The sequence below is a fragment of the Mesorhizobium tamadayense genome, assembly GCF_003863365.1.
Taxonomy (GTDB): Bacteria; Pseudomonadota; Alphaproteobacteria; order Rhizobiales; family Rhizobiaceae; genus Mesorhizobium; species Mesorhizobium tamadayense.
In genome coordinates this window covers 1-24,519 of sequence record NZ_RQXT01000042.1, presented here as the reverse complement: position 1 = coordinate 24,519, position 24,519 = coordinate 1, and the positions used below count along the sequence as shown (strand labels likewise).

Genomic DNA, 24,519 nt, shown 5'->3' with positions numbered 1-24,519 from the left:
ACGATTACTTTGTCGGTTGCAGGCTTCGTTTCGCCGATCGCATAGGCCGCCTGGATCCGGCTACTGCTTCTTCCGCATCGACTCCCGATGGGCATGGACGCGCCAGCGCCCGCCGGCCTTCACCTCCGCGCCCTACAGGAGCGGGCAGCGTTCGCCCGGACGGAGTTGGGCAGGATTACGCAGCCCGGGCGAACGCGGTTCGCGCTTGGCAGCTGATGGGTGATCAGGCATCGGTTCTTGAAGGGCCGGGAACTCGTTTCTGGTCCCGGTCGCAATGGCGCTGACACGGTCGAGGAGTGCTGCCTCCTCGGATCTCGTTATGCTGGTTGCCAGTTTTCGGCTTTCAGGACGGCGTGGTCTGAACGGCTTTGTCTGCTTGCGCATGGCTCCTGCCGCGATGAATCGCAGTGCAACGATTCCATTTGCATCGGCAGGCGCAATCGCGCTCCGGTGCCGTGGCTGAGACAGCTGCGAAAGGCGCGCGGCCCGAAATACGAAGGCAGTTGGACATGCCAACACCACGGCACCCTCACCCCCTCTAAAACGGCTTGACCGGCTCGATCCGCGCCGTCGCCGCCGCTCAGGCGGGATCTGCTTTTCGGTCGCCTTCGTGCCGGCAGCGGGTTTCCTGGCCTTGGCGTCGACCCGAGCGTCTAGCGGGCGACGTGGATTTTTCGAGAATGCCTTTGCAGACGCCGTCCTCCGGCAGCTTGATGAAGGGACCAACCGATTTCACGTCGATCGCTTCGTTGCGCCCGCTGCCGTATAGGGCCAGTCTCTTGGACCATTGACCGACAGAACATCCCTGCGCGGGGCGCTGACGTATTAGACATCGGACGGCTTCAGCGCGGCGTTCGGGCCGTAGCGTGTCGAAACCGGAGCTACCATACTCGCCACGCATGTAGGCGATCTCGGTGATGGAACCTGCGATCGAGGCGATCCGTGCCGGATCGGAAAAGACAGCTGTGCCCTCGTTGGCATTGGCAGGCAGAGCGGTGGCCAGCAGAATCCAAAGGACCGGCGCCGGCGCCGAGCGAAGACGGAAATCAACATGCATCGGTGTGACCTCAGGCGGCTGTCGGGATTGGGATACGCGGCAGGGTCTCGGCCAAGACCCGCCAGTCGCCGCGCTCGCGTTCGCCTTCATGGCGCTCGCCGAAAAACTGGATGATCATTTTGCCGTCGGCGCCATAGGCTTCGAGCGACGTGACGTGACCGTCCCTGGTCGGCTTGCGCACGGCCCAAACCTCGTGGATGTGGTGGGTTCTGAGATGCAGGTGGAAGGTTTCGTCCAGAACATTGATCCGCGGCCCGATCGGCTTGACCGACTTGATGGGGCCGGAATGGATCTGGATGCAGCCACGATTGCCGACGAAGCACATGATCGGCATCTCTTCTTCGGCCGCGCTTTGGAACATGGCGCCAACGGCAGCATTGTCGAGCAGCCAGGCATAATCCTGGCCGACCATGCGCATCGCCCGGCACCGACTGAGCTTCAGCGTCTTCAGCATGTCGAAGAACTGATGCACGTCGGTCAGCCGGCTCCAGTGCTCACGCAGCTCGTCGATCGTGGTGGCTTGGTCCGGAACCTCTGCGTCATCGGCTCCGCTCACCTTAACCGACAAGATCGGCTCCTGGTTCGAGGATGCGAACTCCGCCACCAGCTTCTGATAAGCGTTGAGGTTGGAGGCCGGCCTGACATGCACCTGATGCACTGAAGCGCCGGCAGCGTCGAAGAATTGCAGACTGCGGCGGATGTCGCCGTCATCGCGCTTTTCGACGGCAAAACCATACGCCCAAGCCTCCGGGAAGATGCGCAGATCGATGTCGTCGCCAAGCACCATGATGTGGTGGTTGCCGGTTACCACCTTGTTGTAGACGCCAATCTTCTCGTGCACGGCACTTTGATTGCGGGTCAGCGCCATCACCTCGCCGACCGCTTCGAGGCCAATCAGCAGATCATTGACGCGCGGCTCGATGCGTACCGCGCCGAAACCGCAATGTGCCGCGACCAGCTCCGCTTCCGAAACGCTCAATTTGGCGGCCAGATCGCGCTCGCGGACTTTCGGACTGTCTTCCTGTGCCCGCCGGATTTGGTCCGGAGAGGGTTTCTGGCGCTGGTCCATGTCTTTCCCCTGCTTCCACTCAATTGTTGAGGATCAACTGCCCTGCCGGGTGCTCGCCAATAGAGCGCGCCCGTGAGGCTGATGCCGATCTTTGCTTGCCCCAGTGTTGCTGGACGGCATACGTGCCGCCGTGTCGCCGGCTCGAAACGCGCTGGCTGCTCTCACGCGATGAGACAGACCGTTGGATGTCGGTCGTATCGCATCTCAAGTCGATCGGCGGCGATCAGGCGGTGGCGAGCGATTGTGGATGTCGACGCTAACCGACCGATCCGGCATTCGGGGTCGACGGGAGGTGCTGCTTTCCCTCCGAAAGCGGATCTGGTCCAAACCTGACATTTGCGTCCCTTCCTTCGTTCCACTGATCGCGGGTCACCCGCAAGATCAGTGTCGGTCGGCAGTTCTGCCGCCTTCGCCGGAAAGGAGCTTCAAATGTCGTGCCAATCGCGGAGAAGCGACCTCGAAGAAATCTTCGCATACCGGTCAATGGTTTACGAGAGAGTGCAGCACGACTGACGGCGAGACCACTGTGTCGCGGTCTAGACAAAACCACCCAGTGGTGTTGCCCCGCTGTCTTTCAGGACAGGACTGTGACGGCGCAATCCACGCGGTCGGACGTCGTGTACGCTGCCGACAATGTCGCACATCCGACACAGTGTTGTAGGGACAAGCTTCTGTTTTAAAGAGGTTTCTACTTTGGCATGGCACATGCACGGTCATCCGCAAATGCGGCACGGACTGAGGAGAAACTTAGCCATGATAACGCTCACCCACACCGCGCTTGCCGCCGTCAAGACGGCTCTTTCCAGCGCGAGCGAGCCGGCGGAAGGTTTTCGCATCATGGTCCAGACTGGCGGCTGCGCCGGCTTCAAATATCTGATGGGCCCCGAGAGTGCCTCGCGCGAGGGCGATGCGATCATTGAGGTAGACGGGGTCAAGGTATTCGTAGACGTAGGGTCTCAGCCCCATGTAGCCGGCATGACCGTCGACTTTGTCACGGGGCTGGAATCCTCCGGCTTTGTCTTTGACAATCCCAACGCGCGGGAGAAGTGCGCTTGCGGCAAGTCCTTCGGCTGATCGCCCGAGGCAGCCGTATGTGGAACTGTAGCGGGAACGCCAAGCAACACTTCGCCCGCAAACATGCCGGCGTTCTGGAAACAGCCAATGCAGGAGGTATGGCCGGCACCATTGGTTATGGCGACACGTCTGAATCGGTGATCGGCATCGACCCTGGCGCCTCAAGGATCACTGCCGCTGAGCGCCAGACCTTCAGCAGCGGCGCCACGACCACCTCCTTGTCGGCGGTTACCGAACTCACCATCAGCAAACCACCGCCGGGCAGATCACTTGCTATACAAAAGCTGGCCGCGGCTGCCTCGCATGCTTCGCAGCCATCGAGGAAGTGCTTGTTCTGGTCCAGGGAGCAATGTCCGCCGAGGGCGTTATTGCGGCATAGCGGCTCTGTACGCCCGGGACAACAGACGTCCGCGCCCTCAACTAGGCAAGGTCGAAGCCGATTGCGGACCAGCGATCGCTTCCGGTGGGATGTGCAGAACGTCGCCGCCAGAAACAGTTCAGTTCCTGGAGGGGCCGAAACTGTCGGCCGCCCAGTGACGACGCTGCAGTAGATTCGCCCGATGGAAGACACTGTTGGGGGCTACCTGGAGGCTCACGGCGGGGAGGCGAACTTGACGATGTCGACGGCGACCATGTCGGCGTCAAGACTGGCGGGCGCCTGCACCGGCTGCCGGTTTGGTCCATCACCATCACCGGCATGCGCCAGGCTCAATGCGAGCGATCTCGGGCGTCGCGTCATTCTGGTCAACTGAGGGATCGCAGCATGAGACCTGTCTATCTCGACAACAACGCCACCACACGGGTCGATCCTGAGGTCGTTCAAGCGATGTTGCCGTTCTTTACAGATCAATTCGGCAACCCTTCGTCGACGCATGGGTTCGGCGCCGCGGCCTTTGCCGCGGTGAAAAAGGCGCGCCTCCAGCTGCAGGCGCTGATCGGCGCCGAGCTAGACCATGAAATCATCTTTACCTCGGGCGGGACGGAAAGCGACAATGCAGCGATTCTTTCGGGGCTCGAGGTGTTGCCTGGCCGAACAGAGATCCTGATTTCAGCGGTCGAGCATCCGGCCGTGCTGACGCTCTGCGCGCATCTTGAAAAGACGCGGGCCGTCAAGGTGCACACAATCCCGGTGGATCGCCATGGCCGGCTTGACCTCGACGCCTACAGGGCCGCCCTCACCCCACACGTGGCAATCGTCTCGATCATGTGGGCAAACAATGAGACTGGCACGATCTTCCCCGTCTGCAAGCTTGCTGAGTTGGCCAAGGAAGTCGGCGCCCTTTTCCATACCGATGCTGTGCAGGCGGTCGGGAAACTTCCAATGGACCTGAAATCGACCGCAATCGACATGCTGTCGCTGTCCGGCCACAAGCTGCATGGCCCGAAAGGGATCGGCGCACTCTATGTAAAGCGTGGCGTGCACTTCCGCTCGATGATCACAGGAGGTCGCCAAGAGCACGATCGGCGTGCAGGCACCGAGAACACGCCTGGCATAGTCGGGCTCGGCATTGCGGCCGAACTCGCCTCGAAATTCATGGACGACGGGACCACACGGGTAAAGTCGCTGCGCGACCGCCTAGAAAACGGAATTCTCCAGGGCGTCCCAAACACCTGCGTCAATGGCGATCCGCTGGCGCGGTTGCCAAACACTGCCAACATTTCATTTGAACATATCGAAGGCGATGGAATCCCACTTCTCCTGAGCCGCGTGGGGATCGCGTGTTCCGCCGGCTCCGCCTGCACCTCCGGCTCGTTGGAGCCGAGCCACGTCCTGAGGGCGATGAAAACGCCGGACGAGGCCGTCCGCTTTTCCTTCGCGCGAGACAACGGCGAAGCGGATGTCGACCGAGTGCTTGAGGTCATGCCCGCGATCGTGGAGAGGCTGCGTGGCGTTCGCAATTCTTGGCCGGATAAGCGAAGTGCCGAGGACATTCAATCGGGTCCATGCTCCGGTGCCGGAAGAAGCGGTGGTCGCTCATGAACCGTCAGGTCTATCTCAACGATACGACCTTGCGCGATGGCGAGCAGGCACCCGGCGTCGCCTTTACCACGGCGGAAAAGCTGGAGATCGCTGAGTCTCTTGCTGCAGCCGGCGTGCCAGAGATCGAAATCGGCTCGCCGGTCATGGGCGCCGACGAGATCGAAACAATTCGCTGCGCGGTCGCGAAGAGCCTCCCGGTTCGGCTCACGGCCTGGTGCAGGATGACATCGCAGGATCTTGAGGCAGCAATCCAAAGCGGCGTCACCGCCGTCAATCTGTCGCTGCCTGCATCGGACATCCAGCTCGCCGCCAAGCTGGGCCTCGATCACGCGGGAGCGCTGCAGGTCATCGAGCACATGGTCGGGCTCGCAGCCGCCCGCGGCTTTTTCGTTGCGGTAGGCTGCGAGGACGCCTCGCGGGCCGACCCGGATCATGTCGCCCGCGTCATCGAGACGGCCGCGCGGGCCGGCGCAAGCCGCATCAGGCTGGCCGACACGGTCGGCGTTCTTGACCCATTTTCGACCTTTGAGCTTGTCGCCTGGGTCGCGGCGCGGTCTTCTATCGACCTCGAATTTCATGGCCACAACGATCTCGGCCTCGCCGTCGCCAACACGCTGGCCGCAATCCGCGCCGGCGCGCGCCATGCCTCGGTGACCGTCCTCGGCCTCGGCGAGCGCGCGGGCAATGCCGCGCTGGAAGAGGTAGCCACAGCGATGGCCGTCCTTGACGGCGCAGACGCCGGCATCGACCTGACCGCGTTGCCCAATCTTGCCGCCCAGGTGGCGCGGGCCGCCTGCCGGCCGACAGCAGCCATCAAGCCGGTCGTCGGCGCCGATGTTTTCACCCACGAGTCCGGTATTCACGTCGCAGGGCTGCTGAAGGACTCGCGTAGCTATCAGGGGCTCGATCCGGCTCTCGTGGGCCGTTGCCGGGCTATCGTCATCGGCAAACATTCTGGCGCCACGGCAATTGCCCATGTGCTGAGCGAAAGCGGCCGCGATCTCGACCCGGATCTGGCAGCCGCCATGGTGGCCCGCGTTCGCCGCAAGGCGGCCGAGACCAAATCGACCGTCACTGCAGATCAACTGGTCGAGCTCTACGAGAAAATGTCCAGCGAGGCACGCCTGGCTGGTTCATCCCATTTCATTCCTGCAGCCGCGGATTGCGCGCAGGTCGGCCCTGCGACAAACGCATCGACACCACAGTTTTTCCGACCGGGGAGAGTGCAATGAATTGTTCCGCTGACAGCCGCCCTATTGATGTCACCGACATCCTCGCGCGGCTGAAAGGCCTGTCGGCTGCGGAGGAGTTCTTCGCTGTCCTTGGCGTCTCCTACGATCCGAACGTGCTCAATGTCTCACGGCTCCATATCATGAAGCGGGTGGGCCAATACCTTTCCGAAGAAGATTTCTCCGGTCTGCCCGACCCGGTAGTCGCCGCGCGCGTGCGCGCCACGCTGGAACGCGCCTATGAGGACTTCGCGATTTCCTCGCCGCTTACGCATCGGGTCTTCAAGGTACTCAAGGACCACGATCCGAACAAACCCGCCACGCCGGGCCGCGCCTTTGTCCCGTTCGACTCCGCACTGAAGCGGTTCGGAAGCGAATGAGCGCGACACGGGTTGAGACGCGACAATGTCGAGAAGCCGACAAATCCGGTCATCACGACGGCACCCTCAGAGCAACCAACCGATTTTCTAGGAATAAGGGCCCGCGAAACACTTGGCACGAATGATGCAGCCGAGAAGGTGAACTGCCAAGCCCCGATCGCGATAGGAGCCTAGAGAAACCGCCAATGCATATCGTAATCTGCATCAAGCAGGTGCCCGACTCGGCACAGATACGGGTCCATCCGGTGACGAACACGATCATGCGCCAGGGTGTGCCGACCATCATCAACCCTTACGACTTGTTCGCCCTGGAAGAAGCACTCAGACTGCGCGACGCTTATGGTGGCGAGGTCACCGTGCTCAGTATGGGTCCGCCCATGGCAGAGGACTCGCTGCGCAAGGCGCTCGGTTACGGCGCCGACCGCGCGGTGCTCTTGACCGACCGCTATTTTGCCGGCTCCGACACGCTGGCGACCTCCTTCGCCCTTTCCCAGGCAATCGCCAAGATTGGCGAGACGTTCGGCGCGCCAGACATCGTCTTCACCGGCAAGCAGACGATCGATGGCGACACCGCCCAGGTCGGGCCCGGCATAGCCAAGCGCCTTGGTCTCTTGCAGCTCACCTATGTCGCGAAGATCGCCTCTATCGATCTCGCTGCGCGCGAGATTAAGGTCGAACGCCGTTGCGAAGGCGGCACACAAATGCTGAAGAGCAGGCTCCCGTGCCTCATCACCATGCTGGAAGGCACAAACGAGATCCGCCGGGGATCGCTTGAGGACGCCCTGTGTGCCGCGCGCAGCCGGGTCTTGAAGTGGAGTGCGGCCGACGCCGGCATTGAGGATCTCACCAGATGTGGCCTGCGCGGCTCGCCGACGGTCGTCAAGCGTGTTTTCGCTCCTGCTGCGCGGGCGGAAAAGGCGGTGCAACTCGACACTGCGGAGAAGACGTTGCGCGATATCGCTGACCACACCATCGCCGCAATCTTCACCCGCCAGCCGGCGCTGGAACAAGAGCTCGCCTCCAACAGTGGCGCGTGAGGACCAGGAGCAGACAATGTCGACCGTGAACCGAGAAACCCCTCGCCCTACCGCCGGCCGTGCCGGCATAAAGAAGGAACTGCCCGACCATTTCAAGGACTACCGACACATCTGGGTCTTCATCGAGCTCGAACGCGGCCAGGTCCATCCGGTATCATTCGAGCTGCTCGGCGAAGGTCGCAAGCTGGCCGACAAGCTTGAGGTGCAGCTTGCTGGCGTCGTGCTCGGCCCACCTGGGGAGGCCATCGGGGACGCCATTGCCGAAGCCTTCGCTTATGGCGCCGACCTTGTCTACATCGTCGAGGCGCCACTGTTCGCCGACTATCGAAACGAGCCTTTCACCAAGGCGATGACGGATCTGGTCGCTACCCACAAACCCGAGATCCTTCTTCTCGGTGCGACCACACTCGGAAGGGATCTTGCTGGTTCTGTGGCGACAACTTTGCAGACTGGCCTCACGGCCGACTGCACCGAACTCGACGTGGATGCCGACGGTTCGCTCGCCGCGACCCGTCCGACTTTCGGCGGTTCCCTGTTATGCACAATCTATACGCTCAACTATCGACCGCAGATGGCGACGGTGCGCCCGAGGGTCATGCCCATGCCGCAGCGGGCGGATAAGCCGGTCGGCCGTGTCATCCAGCACAAGGTGTCGATTACCGAGGACGAGATCGTCACCAAAGTCCTCAGTTTCCTACCGGATAGCCAGTCGGCAATGGCCAATCTCGCCTATGCCGACGTTGTGGTTGCGGGAGGTCTCGGTCTCGGCGCGGCGGAGAATTTGCAGCTTGTGAAGAATCTCGCGCGCGCGATAGGCGCCGAACATGGCTGTTCGCGCCCACTGGTCCAGAAGGGCTGGGTGTCGCCTGATCGGCAAATCGGCCAAACTGGCAAGACCATCCGGCCGAAGCTTTACATAGCGGCGGGGATTTCCGGCGCCATCCAGCACCGGGTTGGCGTGGAAGGGGCCGATCTCATCGTGGCCATCAACACCGATCCCAACGCGCCGATTTTCGATTTTGCTCACCTCGGAATCGTTACCGATGCGATCCGCTTCCTGCCCGCACTGACGGAAGCCTTCACCCGGCGGCTGTCGCCGCACAGTCGCGACAAGCTTGCAAGCTAAGGGAGACGGAGATGATCGAGGACGAATTCGACGCCATTGTCATCGGGGCCGGCATGTCCGGGAACGCAGCTGCTTACACGATGGCAAGCCGCGGCCTGAAGGTGCTGCAGTTGGAGCGCGGAGAATATCCGGGCTCCAAGAATGTCCAGGGTGCCATCATGTACGCGAACATGCTGGAGGAGATCATTCCGGATTTCCGGGATGACGCGCCTCTCGAGCGGCATCTGGTTGAACAGCGGCTTTGGGTGATGGACGACAGCTCACACACCGGGATTCACTATCGCTCGGATGACTTCAACGAGGCGAAGCCCAACCGCTACACGATCATCCGTGCCCAGTTCGATAAATGGTTTTCGCGCAAGGTGCGCGAAGCCGGCGCCACGGTTCTGTGCGAGACGACCGTGACGGAACTCGTCCATGATGCCAAGGGCAAGGTGATCGGTGTCCGCACAGATCGTGCTGGCGGAGCGATCTACGCGGACGTGATCGTTCTTGCAGAAGGTGTCTGCGGACTGCTTGGCACGCGGGGCGGACTGCGCAAGATGCTGAAGCCGGAAGCCGTGGCGCTCGCCGTCAAGGAAATGCATTTCCTGCCCGAAGAGGTCATTGAGCAGCGGTTCGGCCTCAAGGGCGATGAAGGTTGCGTGATCGAGGCGGTGGGCACGACCTCCCGCGGCATGGCCGGGCTCGGCTTCCTCTACACCAACAAGGAGTCGATCTCACTTGGGATTGGCTGCCTCGTCTCGGATTTCGCCGCAACGATGGAGAGCCCTTACGTCCTGCTCGATGCCTTAAAAAGCCATCCTTCGATCCGGCCGCTGATCGCTGGCTCGGAGGTGAAAGAATATGCCGCGCATCTCATTCCCGAAGGCGGCTACAAGGCGATTCCGCAGCTCTTTGGCGACGGTTGGGTCGTGGTCGGCGATGCCGCGCAGCTGAACAACGCCGTTCACCGCGAGGGTTCGAACCTCGCCATGACCTCCGGCCGCATCGCGGCTGAGGCAATCGTCAAGGTCAAGAGCCGCAACGGTCCTATGACCAAACGGAACCTCGCCCTCTACAAGCAGATGTTGGACAGGTCCTTCGTGCTCAAGGACCTGAGAAAATACAAAGACATGCCGGCTTTGCTCCACACCAATTCCAGCAATTTCTTCACGACCTATCCCCGGTTGATGTCGCAAGCCGCGCAGAACTTCATGCGGGTCGACGGCACGCCGAAGATCGAGAAGGAAAAAGCGACCACGGCCGCCTTCATCAAGGCGCGCTCGCGCTGGGGGCTGGTCAGCGACGCGGTCCGCCTGGCATTCGCGTGGCGCTGAGGGAAGACGAGATGACGATCCCAGTGACGAAATCACGTGTCGAGGACAAGCTTTACCAGAACCGCTATCTGGTCGATCCTGGCCGCCCGCATATCAAAGTGCGACCGCACGAGAGGCCAAGCGCAAACTTGCTCGCGCTGACACGCGTCTGCCCAGCAAAATGCTATGAGTTGAACGACAAGGGTCAAGTGGAGATCACCCCCGACGGCTGCATGGAGTGTGGCACCTGCCGGATATTGTGCGAGACCGCTGGCGAGATCGAATGGAACTATCCACGCGGCGGCTTCGGTGTTCTCTTCAAGTTTGGATGACCGGCGCGCGCATCATCTCAAGAGCGCGATCTGTCGGACTTGAAGTTCGGCACGTCAGCCGCTGCCGGAATGACCCTCACATTAGAAAGATAGTGAACACTGTGGTTTTGGAATCCGAATACAAAACGGCGCTTGGGAGGAGCACCCTGGACGACAACCCCTGAGGTGTTTGCATGACTCACGTACTGCGAGATCGGGTCGGTGAAGGAGGACATCGGAATATCCTGCCTGAACCACGGATCAACTCCATTCGCGAAGCGGACATCTCGTTCAGGGGAATCTACGAGATATCGAAGGTCCTGACCGCCCCCACCCGGCTTGAGATCACGATTGCCAATGTCGTGAATACCCTCTCCTCATTTGTGCAAATGCGTCATGCAGCAATCGTCGTCCTGGATGGCGAAGCGGAGCCTGACATTACCGCAATCACCGGCAGCCCCCGCCCACCTCAATCAGGAACTGGCCGCATCATACCGCGGGCCGCGATAGACAGGATCGTAGCTACGGGGGCGCCGCTCGTCATCCACGATGTTAGCCAGTCAGAACTGTTTCAGGCCGACCTTCAACCGTCTTTGAGCGGCAACACAATCCCAATTGCCTTCGTCGGTATCCCGATAAAAGCTGAGCACGAGATTCTCGGGACATTGTCGATCGACCGCGTCGGCGGCGGCGAGACCAGCTCTCTCTGCGACGAAGACGTACGCTTCCTGACCATGGTCGCCGACCTTGTCGGCCGCACCATTCGTCTCCATCGCATCCTGAGTATGGATCGACAGCGGTTCATCGATGAGCAACGCAGACCGGAGAAATGGCTGGACGAGGAGAGGTCCGACGCAGCCACGCATCGGCGTGTCAAAATCGACGGGATCATCGGGGAAAGTCCCGCACTCAAGCAGGTTCTCGAAACCGTAAAGGTCGTGGCAAGGACCAATTCGACTGTGCTTCTGCGGGGCGAAAGCGGCACCGGCAAGGAATTCTTTGCCCAGGCCATCCATAAGCTTTCACCTCGGGGAAAGAAGGCTTTCGTCAAACTGAATTGCGCAGCACTGTCTGAAAGCGTTCTGGAATCAGAGCTGTTTGGACACGAAAAGGGCGCCTTCACCGGCGCTATCTCCCAGCGCGCCGGCCGATTCGAATTGGCAAATGGCGGAACGCTGCTACTTGACGAAATCGGCGAGATCTCGCGTGCTTTTCAAGCCAAGCTGTTGCGCGTCCTGCAGGAAGGCGAACTGGAGCGAGTGGGCGGCACGAGGACGCTTCAGGTCGATGTCCGGCTCATATGCGCCACCAATAAGGATCTCGAGACGGCTGTCGTAACTGGAGAGTTCAGGGCCGACCTATATTACCGCATCAATGTTGTGCCAATCATCCTGCCTCCGCTCAGAGAGCGAGCCGGCGATATTCCACGCCTTGCGAACGCCTTCCTCGGCCGATTCAACAAGGACAACCATCGCGAGTGCGCTTTCGCGCCGTCGGCGCTTGATCTGATCTCGCAATGCTATTTCCCTGGCAATGTCCGCGAGCTGGAAAACTGCGTGCAAAGGACGGCTACACTTGCGCGTTCAAGGACGATCACCCCATCGGATTTCGCCTGCCAGAACAGCCAATGCCTTTCGTCACTCCTCTGGAAAGGAGCCCACCGTTCGCGTGGCGGCAATGCCGTCGACGGACTATCCCGGCGTGACACGTTGCCGGTTCGGCGCGTTGGTGCTCCCGAAGGCGAGGTATCGCCTGCCAAGGTCGTCTACCCGAACGATCCCGCTTGCCCCGCGATAGGCCCACATTTGACCGAACGCGACCGCCTGACCGACGCGATGGAGAAGGCTGGTTGGGTTCAGGCCAAGGCGGCTCGTATCCTCGGCCTCACGCCGCGGCAGGTCGGCTACGCTCTGCGCCGGCATGGTATCGAGCTGAAGAAATTCTAGGGTCGTGAAGAGACGTCAACCGTCAGCCGGAGTCGTCTTCCTGACACTGCGCGTGCGCAAGACGCCGTGCCCTTCGCGACGGGGGTCGCTTGTGCACTGTCGGAAGCCGGACAAAATTGTGCCGGAGCAAACCGACAGAATCCGACACCGAAAGCCAATTGGTGAACTAAAATCGCTCTTTGAGCTGGCATAGCTCTTGCGCCTTCAACTGCGACGTTACAGCAACGGAGCCGTTCGATGTCCGCACCGATAATTTCGCTTGAAGGCCTGACCAGCACAACATCCTTCGACCAGTTGCTGGCGACCGCGAAATCCGGTGGCTGCGCCTCTTCAACCTGCGGCTTGTCGGGAAAGCCGGACGACATCAATCCGGCTGTCTGGGACAAGATCAAGGATCACCCCTGCTTTTCGGAAGAAGCGCATCACTATTTCGCGCGCATGCACGTCGCGGTCGCCCCGGCTTGCAACGTCCAGTGCAACTACTGCAATCGGAAATATGACTGCGCCAACGAAAGCCGGCCTGGGGTCGTTTCGGAAAAGCTGACACCCGACCAGGCGCTACGCAAAGTGATCGCGGTCGCCAACGAGGTGCCGCAGCTCTCTGTACTCGGCATCGCCGGACCGGGCGATGCCTGTTACGACTGGAAAAAGACAAAGGCAACATTCGACCGAGTTGCGAGGGAAATCCCCGACATCAAGCTGTGCATCTCCACCAATGGTCTGGCGCTGCCGGACCATGTCGCCGAGCTCGCCGATATGAATGTCGATCACGTGACGATCACCATCAACATGGTCGACCCTGAAGTCGGCGCAAAGATCTATCCTTGGATCTTTTACGATCATCGCCGCCACACCGGCATCGAAGCCGCACGGATCCTGCACGAGCGGCAGAGGCTGGGCCTGGAGATGCTGACCGCGCGCGGCATCCTCACCAAAATCAATTCGGTGATGATTCCCGGCGTGAACGACGAGCATTTGATCGAGGTGAATAGATGGGTCAAGGAGCGTGGCGCGTTCCTGCATAACGTCATGCCGCTGATTTCCGACCCGGCGCACGGTACTCACTTCGGCCTGACGAGGCAGCGCGGCCCAAATGCAATGGAGATAAAGACTCTTCAGGATCGTCTCGAAGGCGGCGCCAAGTTGATGCGCCACTGCCGGCAGTGCCGGGCCGATGCCGTCGGCCTGCTCGGCGAGGATCGTGGCCAGGAATTCACGCTCGACAGCATTCCCGGCGAGGTCACCTACGATCCCAGTAGGCGCGAAGCCTATCAAGAGGTGGTCGCGCACGAGCGCCTAGATCACGTGGCAGCTAGAAGCGAGGCGATCGGAATGGTCAAGGCCGCGGGTTCCGGCAAGGTCCTTCTCGTCGCCGTGGCTACCAGGGGTGGCGGCCGCGTCAACGAACACTTCGGCCATGCGAAGGAATTCCAGGTCTATGAAGCCTCGCCGAGAGGGATCAGCTTGGTCGGGCACCGCAAGGTCGAGCAGTATTGCCTCGGCGGCCGGGGTGAAAACGACACCCTCGACGGCGTCATCGCCGCGTTGGAAGGCATAGACATCGTGCTGTGCGCCAAGATCGGAGACTGCCCCAAGGATCAGCTCGCGGAAGCTGGAATCCGAGCAATCGACGCTTATGGCCATGACTACATCGAGACTGCAATCGGCGCGCTTTACGCTGCCAAGTTTGGGATTCAACCACGGGCGGCGACGGCCTGAGCCGTCTCATTCCACTCGAACCAGGAGTTAAAATGCCTTTCAAGATCATCGCATCCCAATGTACCCAATGCGGCGCCTGCGAGTTCGAATGTCCTTCCGTAGCGATCGAGTTCAAGGGCGAGACCTACGTGATCGATCCGGACAAGTGCACCGAATGCAAGGAAGCCTTCGACACGCAGCAATGCGTCTCGGTATGTCCGGTGCCGAAGACCTGCGTTCCCGCTTGACTCCAATCGGCTAACGATAGGGCCGGGCTCGCCTCCGGAGGGCGCCTGGAACTCCTTTGCCGACAACCTGCACCCCGAGAAAAGAAGGAACCGCCATGCGGCTGAGACGCGAACAGGAGGTCGAAATCCGCAAACCTCCACGATTTATGCCGGGTGAGCGGGTCCGTGCCACACAACACATAAAGAATGACGGCACGTATCCTGGCAGGGAGATTGGCGAAAACCTCGTGCGGAAGGGCGACGAGGGTTATGTGCGCGACATTGGCACCTTTCTCCAGCAGTTCTTCATCTATGCGGTCGAATGGATCGATCGCGGCACGATCGTCGGCATGCGAGCGCGTGAACTCGTGAGCCTCGACAACGTCGAGATTCCTTGCAGTGTCGAAACCCCCGCGAACCGAGGAGCAGCCAGATGAAAGTAATGATCCGCAGGACCGATGCTGGCTTGTCGGCGTATGTGCCCAAGAAGGATCTCGAAGAGCCGATCGTCAAGCTCGAGAACGAGGACTTGTGGGGCGGGACCGTAACGCTCAAGAACGGGTGGCGGTTCGTCCTGCCCGACCTTCCACCGGATACGCGTCTTCCCATCACCGTCGAGGCCAGGAAGATTTCCGACGGGGTCTGATGCTGCCGGTTGCGAGAGGAAACGAGCATGAACACTACTCTGACCTCGGGCCACCTCGTCGTCTTACAGGACAGCTTTGCCGAAAAGCTGCTTGACCTGCTGAACGAAGCGCTCGCGGCCGATGCGGTGATTCCATATTTGGGTCCAGGTCTCCTCGGGCTCAGCTCCGCGGAAACGCCTGTACCGCACAGCCCGGAAGCCGTCGCCGCGGCACTCAATACGCGCGCGCCAGCCCCTTCCAAGATTCGCACCAATATGTGGTCGGTCGCACAGTTCATCGAGCAGCGCCGACATCGCCGGACGCTTCAAGCGTGGATGGCCGAGATATTCGCAGCGCCGACGGCGCCGACCGTCCTCCACGCCTGGCTCGCAAAGCTGCCGCTCTCCCTCATCATCGACAGCTGGTACGACGGCGCCATGCGCGCGGCCCTCGCAGACGCCGGCCGAAAGGAAGTCGTCGAGATACAAGGCGTGACGCGGGCGAACCAATTCGGTGACATTTGGATGAAAACCTATGACTTGGCCGGGAGCGAACTCGAACCCGGGTCGGTGGCTAAAACGGTTCTCTATACCCCTCACGGCAGCATTAGGCCGGCTGCGAATTTCCTCGTAGCAGATTCGGACTATGTCGAAGTCCTGACCGAAATCGACATCCAGACGCCGATCCCTGACGTGGTAAAGGAGCGGCGCACGAACCGTGGCTTTTTCTTCTTTGGCTGCCGCTTCAACGATCAGATGCTGCGCACCTTCGCCAGGCAGATCATGAAGCGCTCCGAAGGCCCACATTGCACGATAATGGATGCGCAAACGCTGACCAGAAACGAAGCCAAATTCCTTGCGGCAAGCGGAATCACGGTGATCGACCTGCCCGCAAATGAAGCCGTGGCTCGGCTTGTCGGGTCAGGCTCTGCAGCAGATGGTGGCCAGGATCAACATCGAGGACGCCTTTGATGTGAGTCGTCGGGCTTGCTTCGGAAGGCGCAAAATTCAGTCGGAACACACCCGTGAGCAGTGATGCTGTTGGCGCGACCTCTCGCAATTCGTCCGCGCATGTGGAAGCGGCCCCCCTGGGGCGGGGATTGAGTACGCTACTGCGCATTACGCGCATGAATTTGCGGCACCCGCGGCAAGTCGCCTTTGCTCTCGGCGCGACGGTCGTAGCGGCAATCCTCCAGTCGCTCATTCCGCAGCTTCTCGGCCAGGCCGTCGATCAGACCCAGATAGCCATCGCGGGCGGTGTGACGGGAACCGCCGCCGCACAGGCGCTCTGGACACCGGCTCTCCTGCTGCTCGCGGTGAGCGCTCTTCGCGGCCTCTTGACGATGGCGCAGAACTATTTTGCCGAAGCCGTCGGGCATCAGGTCGCTTACGAACTGCGACTCGCTTGCTACGACAAGATCCAGCGCCTCAGCTTTTCCTTTCACGACCGGGTGCATTCAGGCGATCTGATCACCCTTGGCATGCTCGATCTCGACGGCGTGCGGATGTATTTTTCCACCGCCTTGGTTCGCGTGCTTCAGCTCACCATGCTGATCGGGATCGGCGCCTACATGATGATCTCAACCGACCCGGTGCTAGGCCTGGTCGCGCTGAGCTTCGTGCCTTTCGTCGCCTGGCGCTCGTCGGTCACACAGCTTAAGTTACGCGCCACCTGGCTCGACCTGCAGGAGCGGCTTTCGGTCCTTGGCCGCGTGATGGAGGAAAATCTCGCAGGCGTTCGCGTCGTCCGCGCGTTTTCGGCGCAGGATTATGAGATGGCGAAGTTCGATCGCGCCTCGAAGAACGCGCTCGACCTCGCCCACGAGCAAGTTGACGTCTATGTGCCCAACACGTCGGCAATGACCCTGTCCTTCTTTTTCGCGATGGGGTTGGTGCTCTGGATCGGTTGCGCCAAGCTCATCGCCGGCCAGCTCAGCGTCGGAACGCTTGCGACGTTTCTGGCCTTTATGACGATGCTGCAAATGCCCGTCCGCCAGATCGGCCTGATGGTCAATGCCTTCGCCCGCGCTTACACTTGCGGTTCGCGCCTCTTCGGTCTGCTCGACCAGGATGTCACGATCAGGGATGCGCCCGAGGCCAGGCCACTCGAGATCACGGGAGGCGCTCTGCGATTCGACAATGTCTCGTTTGCATATCCCGGCGCCGGAAACCGCGCCATTCTCAAGAATATCAGCTTTGAGGCCCGCAGGGGCGAGACGATCGCGATCGTTGGTGCGCCGGGTTCGGGCAAATCGACAATGGTTCATCTGATCCCCCGCTTTTACGACGTCACCGGGGGCACGATCACGCTTGACGGGCAAGACATCCGCGGGGTCACCCTCGCCACGCTTCGCAAGGCGATCGCCATCGTACAGCAGGATGCATTCCTGTTCACCACCACGATAGAGAACAACATCGCTTATGGCGATCCCTGGGCGAAGGAACAGCGGATCGAGCGCGCCAGCGAATCCGCCCAGTTGCACAATTACATCCTCGGCCTCCCCGCAGGGTACGATACGCTCGTGGGCGAACGCGGCGCCTCTCTCTCGGGCGGCCAGCGCCAGCGTCTCACGATAGCGCGCACCATGATGCTGCGCCCTTCCGTCGTGGTTTTCGACGACTCAACGGCCGCGATCGACGCCGCGACCGAGCAGCGCATCCGCGAGGCGATACGGCGTTTCGCCAAGGACAGGGTGACGATCATCATCGCCCAGCGGCTGAGTTCGCTCAAGCACGCCGACTGTATCCTTTTTGTCGAAAACGGCGAGATCGTCGAACGGGGCACCCATCAAGAGCTTTTGGCCAAGCGAGGACGCTATAAGGCCCTTAACGATCTCCAGTTGCGCCCGGGTGATGACATCGCGATCGCGTGTAGAGGCGCGCCCTGATGGCCAAGGGGCACGCTAGCGAACCCGAGATCGAACCCAATGACGACGGCAGACGCCCCCCGCGCGCGGTCGTTGGCTCCCATCGCATCGAGGAGGAGATGTTCGGTCGGGCTTTAGACAAGAACGTCATGCGGCGCATTTGGGACTTCGTTCGCCCCTACCGCGCTATGGTTATCATCTCGGTCGCCGCATTGCTGATCTTCATCGGCACGCAGCTTCTCATCCCGCTGATCATTCGCTACGCGATCGACCACGCCATGACTCCAGCAGGCGTTGATCGCTCCGCGCTGCTGGCGGCCGTCGGCGCGTTCGCTCTCGCCATCCTGGGTAATTTCGGCGCCTCCTACACGCAGGAAACTATGGTGGGGAAAATGGCCGTCAACGTCCTGTTCGATATCCGCCGCGCCATGTTTGGCCATCTGCAGAAGGTTTCGCTCTCGTTCATGGACAAGACCGAGGTCGGACGCCTGATGTCCCGCCTTCAAGGCGACGTCAACTCCATCCAGGAGTTTCTCGAGACATCGGTCTATTCCGTAGGCGACGTTGCGCTTCTGTTCGGCATCGTTTTCGTGATGCTGTACCTCGACTTGCGCCTGGGCCTCCTGACGCTCTCGGTCTTGCCGGCTCTGTTGATCATCCGCATCGTCTGGTTGCCGCGTGCTCGCGAGGCCTTCATGGCTGCACACGAGACCAATTCGGTCGTCAACGGCGCGCTGGCCGAAGCCATTCACGGCGTGCGCACCGTCCAGTCCATGGACCGCCAGCAGGTGAATTTCATTCTCTATGACGACAAGGCACAGGCCGACCTGAGGGCACACCTGATTGCTGCCAGATATGCACAGGTCATGGTGCCGATCGTCGATGGCCTCACCGGCCTCGCCATGGCTGTCGTTATCGTAGCCGGCGGTTCCATGGTCATGAATGGTCGCATCGATGTGGGCGTATTGGTCGCCTACCTATTCTACATCCAGCGCTTCTTTGACCCAATTCGCTCACTCACCCTGCAATATTCGGTCATGCAGCGCGCCATGGCATCCGGCAGGCGCCTGACCGACGTGCTCGACGTTAAGATCGAGGTTCAAGACAAACCGGATGCCAAGGTGATTTCGCCGGAAATGGACGGTTCAGTCGAGTTCAGGGACGTCACCTTCGGCTACAATCCCAATCATCCGGTGCTGCGAAAGATCTCCTTCCGGGTCAATCCCGGCGAGACGGTCGCCTTGGTCGGGCCGACCGGCTCGGGTAAATCGAGTGCGATGGCCCTCGTCCACCGATTCTATGATGTTCAGCGGGGGCAGGTGCTCATCGGGGGGCGTGATGTGCGCGATCTGACTCAGGAATCGCTCGGCCGCCAGGTCGCCATGGTTCTGCAGGAGCCGTTCCTCTTCACCGGGACGGTATTCGAGAACATTCGCTACCATAAGACGGATGCCACGCGCGACAAGGTCATCGAGGCCGCCAAGGCGGTGGGCGCCAACGACTTCATCATGAGCCTTGCCAACGGGTATGAAGCCCAACTCGGCGAACGTGGTAGCAACCTATCTCTGGGCCAACGTCAGCTTATTAGTTTCGCCCGCGCTCTCGTTGCCGACGCCAAGATCCTGGTTCTCGACGAGGCCACCGCCAACATCGACAGCTACACGGAAATGCTCATTCAGAACGCTCTGAGAAAACTGCTCGAAGGCCGAACCGGGCTCGTCATCGCCCACCGCCTTGCAACGATCCGAGGCGCCGACCGTATCATCGTGCTTGAGAATGGCCAGGTCATCGAGACCGGCAACCACGACAAACTAATGGCCATGGATGGGCTCTATTCCAAACTCTACAACGCGTCCTTCGACGACATTGCCGAAGTGAAACTGGATATATCACCGCACTAGCGGGCTCCCGGACCTGATGTTTGACGGTCACCATCTTCTTGAGGCCGGCGAGATCGTTGTAGCTGGGGTGCTTGTCGGGGACATGGTCGGCCGGGGCTACAATTGCGCACAACCGCCCAGCCTGCCTCCATCGCGGACGACGCGATGCGTCTCCGAGCTGATCAGCCTCGACAAGAATGCGTCCATCCCCATACCGGAGCCGTGCGCGATATGTCGGCAAAGGATGGAAGGAACAATGCCCATCACTTTGCAGGGCAGCGCGCTTGGGGACCGGCCTTCATCAGGCGCTGTAAGACGCCAGATTATGCCGAATGTAAGCGGAGCGGAACCCGCCCAACCGGCCCGAAATTGAGAGGTTGCCTTACACAACCATCCGGCATGCTCGCCGCGTGCCATAAACCTCCAAATTCAACGACTTTGAACCCCTTGCACGCGAGCCGGACTTCCCACGACCGTTACCCCAGCTGGAACATCTCGGGTGACCACGCTGCCAGCGCCCACAACCGCATCATCGCCAATGGTGACGCCCGGGAGAATGATTGCTCCACCACCGATCCAGACACGGCTGCCAATGCGGACAGGACGCCCGAACTGCAGCCCAGCCAGCCGCTGCTCGGGATCATGTGGATGATCGGCGGTGTAGATCAGCCCGGCAGGCCCGATTGCCATTCCTTCGCCAATCGTCACCTCTACCACGTCAAGGATGACGCGTTTGACGTTGACGTAGACGCTGGCTCCGATCCGGACGTTGAAGCCATAGTCGCAGTAAAAGGCGGACGGATGACCGCTCCGGGCCCAACCTCTGCTAGCCGCTCGGACAAGAGCTTGAAATGTCCATCGCCGCCGCACTCGGGTTTCTAAGGCCGCGTCCTCGGTTATGAATAAAACGCCTGAAAATAGTCCATAATAATCATATGCTTGGCCGTTCCGTTGGCGGCTTGAATGAATGGTGAATAAAACAGACTAAGTGCCATGGGTTTTGGATCTGCCGCTGATGTAGGCGGCTACCCTGTCAGGGTCGACGCTCCATGCCCCCGCGTTTTCCGGTGTGATCGCCGTGATTATCTCGGCCACTAACCCAACGAGGTGGTCCCGGTCTTCATCATTCAGGTCCTGGAAATAATCCGAAGCGAACGACCGCACGTCATCTTCCGGGATGCCATCCTCCACGATGGTACGGATAGCCTCGTCGATGCGCCTCCGCTCACGCAGTTCGACAGACTTCGGCACCCGCCTGGTCGCCACCGCAGCCGTGTAGTTCTTCGACGTCTCCTCATAGGCGTCAGCCACGGCGCCGGCCATCAATGACGCGTCGCCCAGTTCGTAGAAGAGGATGAGTCCGGACAGGTATGCGCTGCGGTCGATGCCCATGAACGAGATCGGCGGTAGGCCCTGCCACAGCAATGGTACGTTGGCCATGAGCCGCCCCATCCGCTTGTTGCCGTCGATGTAAGCCTGCAGGTAGGAGAACCCGGTCAGCAACAGGAAGCTTGCCTCGAACGGGTCCTCGACTTGTTCCGCTTTCCAGAGCAGCTGGCCCAGGTCCTGCGTGAACTGGGTGCGGTCGCCGCTCGGCTGGTAGCTGGAGCCTTGAATCTTGACCGGGTTTCCCCGCACCCGCCCAAGGTCTTCGGGCGAGATCAGGTCGCGAAGGAGCATCGCGTGGATACGGGCGGCGAACTGGGGATTGAGGACGGGCCTCCCCACGCTATCGAGCAGTTCGGAAATCGCGTGCTTGTGGTTGAGGATCATGGTTGCCTCCGCCAGTTCGTGGCCGCTCGCTTTCTGGCCGTATTGAAGGAGGACTTCCGTGTCGAGATAGGTGTATGTGTTCCCTTCAAGGTTCGATGATGCCCAGGCGAGGTCAATCAGGAAGCGTTCCGCGATCGCCTTGCTATACGTCGATGCATCCAGGGCCTGGTTTACGCCTTCCGCGGCGGCCCTCATGCGCGCCAACTGTTCCGTTGGAAGCCATGTTGTCATGTTCGGGACGTAACCTCCGATCCGCTCGGGGTCATACGGAACCTCGGGGCGGTAGTGCGGTGCCTTCGAGAACCAAGACGCTGCTGGGGACAAATCGAACGATGCGCCGCGGGTTTCTCCCGTTTTGATGACGATCCCGTCGGCGACGAGCTTGGCCATCGCCCGGGACACGGTTGGCTGGCTGGCGCGGCTAGTCAGTTTCGCAACGATGTCAGTCTGCGACATGCCGATCCCGACGCGGGAAAGGATGCTGACGATCTCCTTCTGGAGGGTGTCCAAATTGCGGAGCGCCATCACTGGATGCATGGGATTCACCAATTCACAAGTTCACGCAGGGACGACTAAGCGCCCGCCGCCCTGCAAAAGTCAAACGAACATATCGCCATTCATGAACAAATGGATGCACAAAAACCCTTTGTTTACAATGATGTAAAAACTGCCAAAAGGTGTATGAATAAATGAAGAATAAATCGCTCGCCTCGCCCGACCGCGGATGTGTCCCTGAGCTGGTGCCGAGGCCAGTGAGCGCGCCTCCGCCTCGACAACGCGACGCGAGTCTAACTTTGGATGCCTTGTACGGACGCGGGAGTTCCATGGGATCGAAGTTCTGATCGCGACAAGGGCGAACGGCATCTCGATACGCTCATGGAAAAGCCTGACGCCTTCGAGGGGAACGGGGAGACGGGCTCTGGCCTTTCTGGAGTAAAGTCCAGGTTGAAGCGTTAATTCGGGAGTTGGTGGCGGTTGCTACCGAATAGCGAATTGTTCCTTGCCCGCTTTCAGATGTGCGCCTGACGATAGAACGGTAAGTGACGGTGCAGGTGGATCCGAGTGCGACGGTCGCATTCCCGTCCCGGTACCGCACCACACTCGAACATCCCAATGACATATCAATCCCGCCATTATACGCAGGGTCGTCCCCAGACTGCATGGGAACGTCATCGAGCGTTTCGACAATGATTTGACCTCCAATCCCGACAGCGAATTTCGTGGTCAGCCGACTTGAGCCATGATTTCGGATTGAATTGTCGTTGCGGTGTATAGGGAAGCATCTAGCGGCAGATCCCCAAATGCCAGTTGACAAAGAAGGTAATTGGCCCCTGCCTCTTCCACGTGACCAAGCAGAGCTTTTCGCACGGAAGCTGGCGATCCTACTACGCACAATTCACTTCCGATTGCTGCATCGAAAGTCAGCGGCAGGTTTGGTGGAGTCGGAATGGCATTGCGGTCGTAAAGGAATTTGAAGCTCTTAAGCCATCGTTCGTAAGCAGGTGCCGCGAGCGAATACGCATCTGCTTCAGAACGCCCAATCACGACCATTCGCAGCAGTCCAAGAAATGGTGCTCGATCGTCCGCCCCAGTTTCGTGCTCTCGACCGGCGCGGAAAGCATCAGTCGTTCTGCGAACAGAAGAGGAAGGTCCCACGCACGCGATATTTGCCCCATTAGCCGCGGCCCAGCTTGCCGGCTCGGGTCGATTGGTGGCGATCCAGGTCGGCGGATGCGGCCGCTGATGAGGTCTTAGCGTCAAAGGAACGTCATTCAGTTCAAAATGGCGCCCTTGATAAGAGAGCGTGCCGCCCTTCATCGCATTGATAAGGATCTCGCTGGCTTCCGCATACTGTCCTGGCGCCGCGTCCGCACCAATTCCGAAGTAACCCAATTCGGCGGGGAAAGAGCCTCGTCCTATACCGAGTTCGAGCCTACCACCGCTCAATTGGTCAAGCATACAGACCTCTTCGAAGGCTCGCAGCGGATGATAAAGGGCAAGTAGCATCACCAACGGGCCGATGCGAAGGCGTTGGGTGCGCTGGGCGACGCTCGATAAGAACAGATTCGGCGATGGACCTCTCCCATGCGGAGTACAGTGATGCTCTGCCAGATGATATGCATAGAAACCGAGGTGGTCGCACGCCTCTGCTAACATCAGGCGATCCGCGTATTGTCGGGCGATATCGCGGCCGTCCTCGTCTAGGTGATCGAAGATTCCGAAGGTCAAGGTTGAAGGAAAGGCGTTTCTCACTCGATTTCTCCAAGTTTAACGCAGAAGGTTCTCTTGCTGGCGATGACCAACAATTCAAAGGCATAGAGGTGTGTGATCGCTCGGATTATCGCTAGCGTAGCGGGCAAGCAGAGCCTGATGCTGCCAAGCCTGACCTTGGCATCTTTAAGCTTCCAGAAATCTCTCTCGCTGCTGCAAGAAATGCATCCATCTGTTCTTTGGTACCGATGCTAATGCGGATGTGATTTTGCAAACCTTTATCGGGAAAGAAGGCGACAAGTATCTTTTGCCGTTCCAAGGCTGCTTGCCACCATGAGCCGTCCTGTCCCGCTGGCACACGGGCTAGCAAGAAATTCGCATGGGACGGTGTTACGGAAAATCCAAGTTGCAACAGCTCCAAGGTCACGCGCTGGCGTTCAAGCTTGATGTGTTTGTGGTTCTCTGCATAGGCGGCGCGATGCGCAAGGACGCTGATACCAACCGCATGCCCGATCACATTCATGTTGAAGACGTTCTGGATGTTGCGCAGCCTGCCAATAATTTCGGGATGACCGAAACCGAAACCGACGCGAACGCCGGCGGCTGCATAGCTTTTCGAAAATGTTCTTAAGACAAGAAGGTTCGAATAGCGATCGATGAGGCGCAGACCATTATCAGGTGCAAAGTCGACATAGGCCTCGTCCAGGACGATCAAGCGGTCCGATTGTGC

The 24,519-nt window shown here is 60.1% G+C and carries 22 protein-coding genes and 1 pseudogene; 16 read left to right on the top strand and 7 right to left on the bottom strand.

Translation table 11 applies throughout. The annotated features are described in order from the left end of the window. Window positions 1–580: 580 nt before the first annotated feature. Both EH240_RS26990 and EH240_RS26985 read right to left on the bottom strand, forming a co-directional pair. Entirely contained in the window at window positions 581–1,057 is a 477-nt protein-coding gene (locus EH240_RS26990) for a hypothetical protein (RefSeq protein ID WP_125004325.1), read from the bottom strand. A 10-nt stretch (window positions 1,058–1,067) separates the two neighbouring features. Further along, on the bottom strand, window positions 1,068–2,126 hold the full coding sequence (locus tag EH240_RS26985; protein ID WP_125004323.1) for a hemin-degrading factor: 1,059 nt from the start codon (window positions 2,124–2,126) through the stop codon (window positions 1,068–1,070). Window positions 2,127–2,879: 753 nt separating this feature from the next. Between EH240_RS26985 and EH240_RS26980 the strand changes: the two genes are divergently transcribed. Further along, entirely contained in the window at window positions 2,880–3,200 is a 321-nt protein-coding gene (locus tag EH240_RS26980) for an iron-sulfur cluster assembly accessory protein (protein ID WP_125004321.1), read from the top strand. A 115-nt stretch (window positions 3,201–3,315) separates the two neighbouring features. Here the strand turns inward: EH240_RS26980 and EH240_RS39720 are convergent, their stop codons facing one another. Beyond that, window positions 3,316–3,444: a hypothetical protein gene (locus tag EH240_RS39720; RefSeq protein WP_281035164.1), complete on the bottom strand. Its 129-nt coding sequence runs from the start codon at window positions 3,442–3,444 to the stop codon at window positions 3,316–3,318. A 519-nt stretch (window positions 3,445–3,963) separates the two neighbouring features. On the opposite strand from EH240_RS39720, the gene nifS reads away from it, so the two are divergent. From nifS to EH240_RS26900, 15 genes are all read left to right on the top strand, one after another. Beyond that, a complete protein-coding gene (gene nifS / locus EH240_RS26970; RefSeq protein WP_125004319.1) occupies window positions 3,964–5,181 on the top strand; it encodes a cysteine desulfurase NifS in 1,218 nt (405 codons plus the stop codon). After that, window positions 5,178–6,413 (top strand): homocitrate synthase, encoded by a 1,236-nt coding sequence (gene nifV / locus EH240_RS26965; RefSeq protein ID WP_125004317.1) that lies wholly within the window; start codon window positions 5,178–5,180, stop codon window positions 6,411–6,413. The genes nifS and nifV overlap by 4 nt, the downstream gene beginning before the upstream one ends. Continuing rightward, window positions 6,410–6,790, top strand: a complete 381-nt coding sequence (gene nifW / locus EH240_RS26960; RefSeq protein ID WP_125004315.1) for a nitrogenase stabilizing/protective protein NifW — start codon at window positions 6,410–6,412, stop codon at window positions 6,788–6,790. Before nifV ends, nifW begins: the two co-directional genes overlap by 4 nt. 185 nt (window positions 6,791–6,975) lie before the next feature. Beyond that, window positions 6,976–7,827 carry an electron transfer flavoprotein subunit beta/FixA family protein gene (locus EH240_RS26955; protein WP_125004313.1) on the top strand — a complete coding sequence of 284 codons (852 nt, stop codon included), beginning with the start codon at window positions 6,976–6,978 and terminating at the stop codon, window positions 7,825–7,827. 16 nt (window positions 7,828–7,843) lie between these two features. After that, window positions 7,844–8,953 (top strand): electron transfer flavoprotein subunit alpha/FixB family protein, encoded by a 1,110-nt coding sequence (locus EH240_RS26950; protein WP_125004311.1) that lies wholly within the window; start codon window positions 7,844–7,846, stop codon window positions 8,951–8,953. 11 nt (window positions 8,954–8,964) lie between these two features. Continuing rightward, window positions 8,965–10,272 (top strand): FAD-binding protein, encoded by a 1,308-nt coding sequence (locus EH240_RS26945; protein ID WP_125004310.1) that lies wholly within the window; start codon window positions 8,965–8,967, stop codon window positions 10,270–10,272. A gap of 11 nt (window positions 10,273–10,283) precedes the next feature. Beyond that, the gene (locus EH240_RS26940) at window positions 10,284–10,583 is read left to right on the top strand and encodes a ferredoxin family protein (protein ID WP_125004308.1); all 300 of its coding nucleotides are present in this window, start codon (window positions 10,284–10,286) and stop codon (window positions 10,581–10,583) included. A gap of 173 nt (window positions 10,584–10,756) precedes the next feature. Further along, window positions 10,757–12,508, top strand: coding sequence for a nif-specific transcriptional activator NifA (gene nifA / locus EH240_RS26935; RefSeq protein ID WP_125004306.1), 1,752 nt, complete (start codon window positions 10,757–10,759; stop codon window positions 12,506–12,508). A gap of 237 nt (window positions 12,509–12,745) precedes the next feature. Then, window positions 12,746–14,227 (top strand): nitrogenase cofactor biosynthesis protein NifB, encoded by a 1,482-nt coding sequence (nifB, locus tag EH240_RS26930; protein ID WP_125004304.1) that lies wholly within the window; start codon window positions 12,746–12,748, stop codon window positions 14,225–14,227. Window positions 14,228–14,259: 32 nt separating this feature from the next. Continuing rightward, complete coding sequence (locus EH240_RS26925) at window positions 14,260–14,454, top strand: 4Fe-4S binding protein (protein WP_125004302.1); 195 nt, start codon at window positions 14,260–14,262, stop codon at window positions 14,452–14,454. A gap of 95 nt (window positions 14,455–14,549) precedes the next feature. Further along, window positions 14,550–14,870, top strand: coding sequence for a nitrogen fixation protein NifZ (locus EH240_RS26920; RefSeq protein WP_125004300.1), 321 nt, complete (start codon window positions 14,550–14,552; stop codon window positions 14,868–14,870). After that, on the top strand, window positions 14,867–15,079 hold the full coding sequence (gene nifT, locus EH240_RS26915; RefSeq protein WP_125004298.1) for a putative nitrogen fixation protein NifT: 213 nt from the start codon (window positions 14,867–14,869) through the stop codon (window positions 15,077–15,079). The genes EH240_RS26920 and nifT overlap by 4 nt, the downstream gene beginning before the upstream one ends. Window positions 15,080–15,106: 27 nt before the next feature. Then, window positions 15,107–16,030: an SIR2 family protein gene (locus EH240_RS26910; protein WP_125004296.1), complete on the top strand. Its 924-nt coding sequence runs from the start codon at window positions 15,107–15,109 to the stop codon at window positions 16,028–16,030. A gap of 53 nt (window positions 16,031–16,083) precedes the next feature. Then, on the top strand, window positions 16,084–17,946 hold the full coding sequence (locus EH240_RS26905) for an ABC transporter ATP-binding protein (RefSeq protein ID WP_125004294.1): 1,863 nt from the start codon (window positions 16,084–16,086) through the stop codon (window positions 17,944–17,946). Continuing rightward, entirely contained in the window at window positions 17,946–19,826 is a 1,881-nt protein-coding gene (locus EH240_RS26900) for an ABC transporter ATP-binding protein (protein WP_125004292.1), read from the top strand. Before EH240_RS26905 ends, EH240_RS26900 begins: the two co-directional genes overlap by 1 nt. 408 nt (window positions 19,827–20,234) lie before the next feature. Here EH240_RS26900 and EH240_RS26895 read toward each other — a convergent pair. The 4 genes and pseudogenes from EH240_RS26895 to EH240_RS26880 form a co-directional block, all read right to left on the bottom strand. Then, window positions 20,235–20,647 (bottom strand): annotated as a pseudogene (locus tag EH240_RS26895) (sugar O-acetyltransferase); the annotation flags it as partial. A gap of 142 nt (window positions 20,648–20,789) precedes the next feature. Further along, entirely contained in the window at window positions 20,790–22,115 is a 1,326-nt protein-coding gene (locus tag EH240_RS26890) for a Fic family protein (protein ID WP_125004290.1), read from the bottom strand. Window positions 22,116–22,802: 687 nt separating this feature from the next. Then, window positions 22,803–23,831 carry an LLM class flavin-dependent oxidoreductase gene (locus tag EH240_RS26885; RefSeq protein ID WP_125004288.1) on the bottom strand — a complete coding sequence of 343 codons (1,029 nt, stop codon included), beginning with the start codon at window positions 23,829–23,831 and terminating at the stop codon, window positions 22,803–22,805. 91 nt (window positions 23,832–23,922) lie between these two features. Then, a partial coding sequence (locus EH240_RS26880; protein ID WP_148101152.1) for a pyridoxal phosphate-dependent aminotransferase occupies window positions 23,923–24,519 on the bottom strand: 597 nt, incomplete at its 5' end.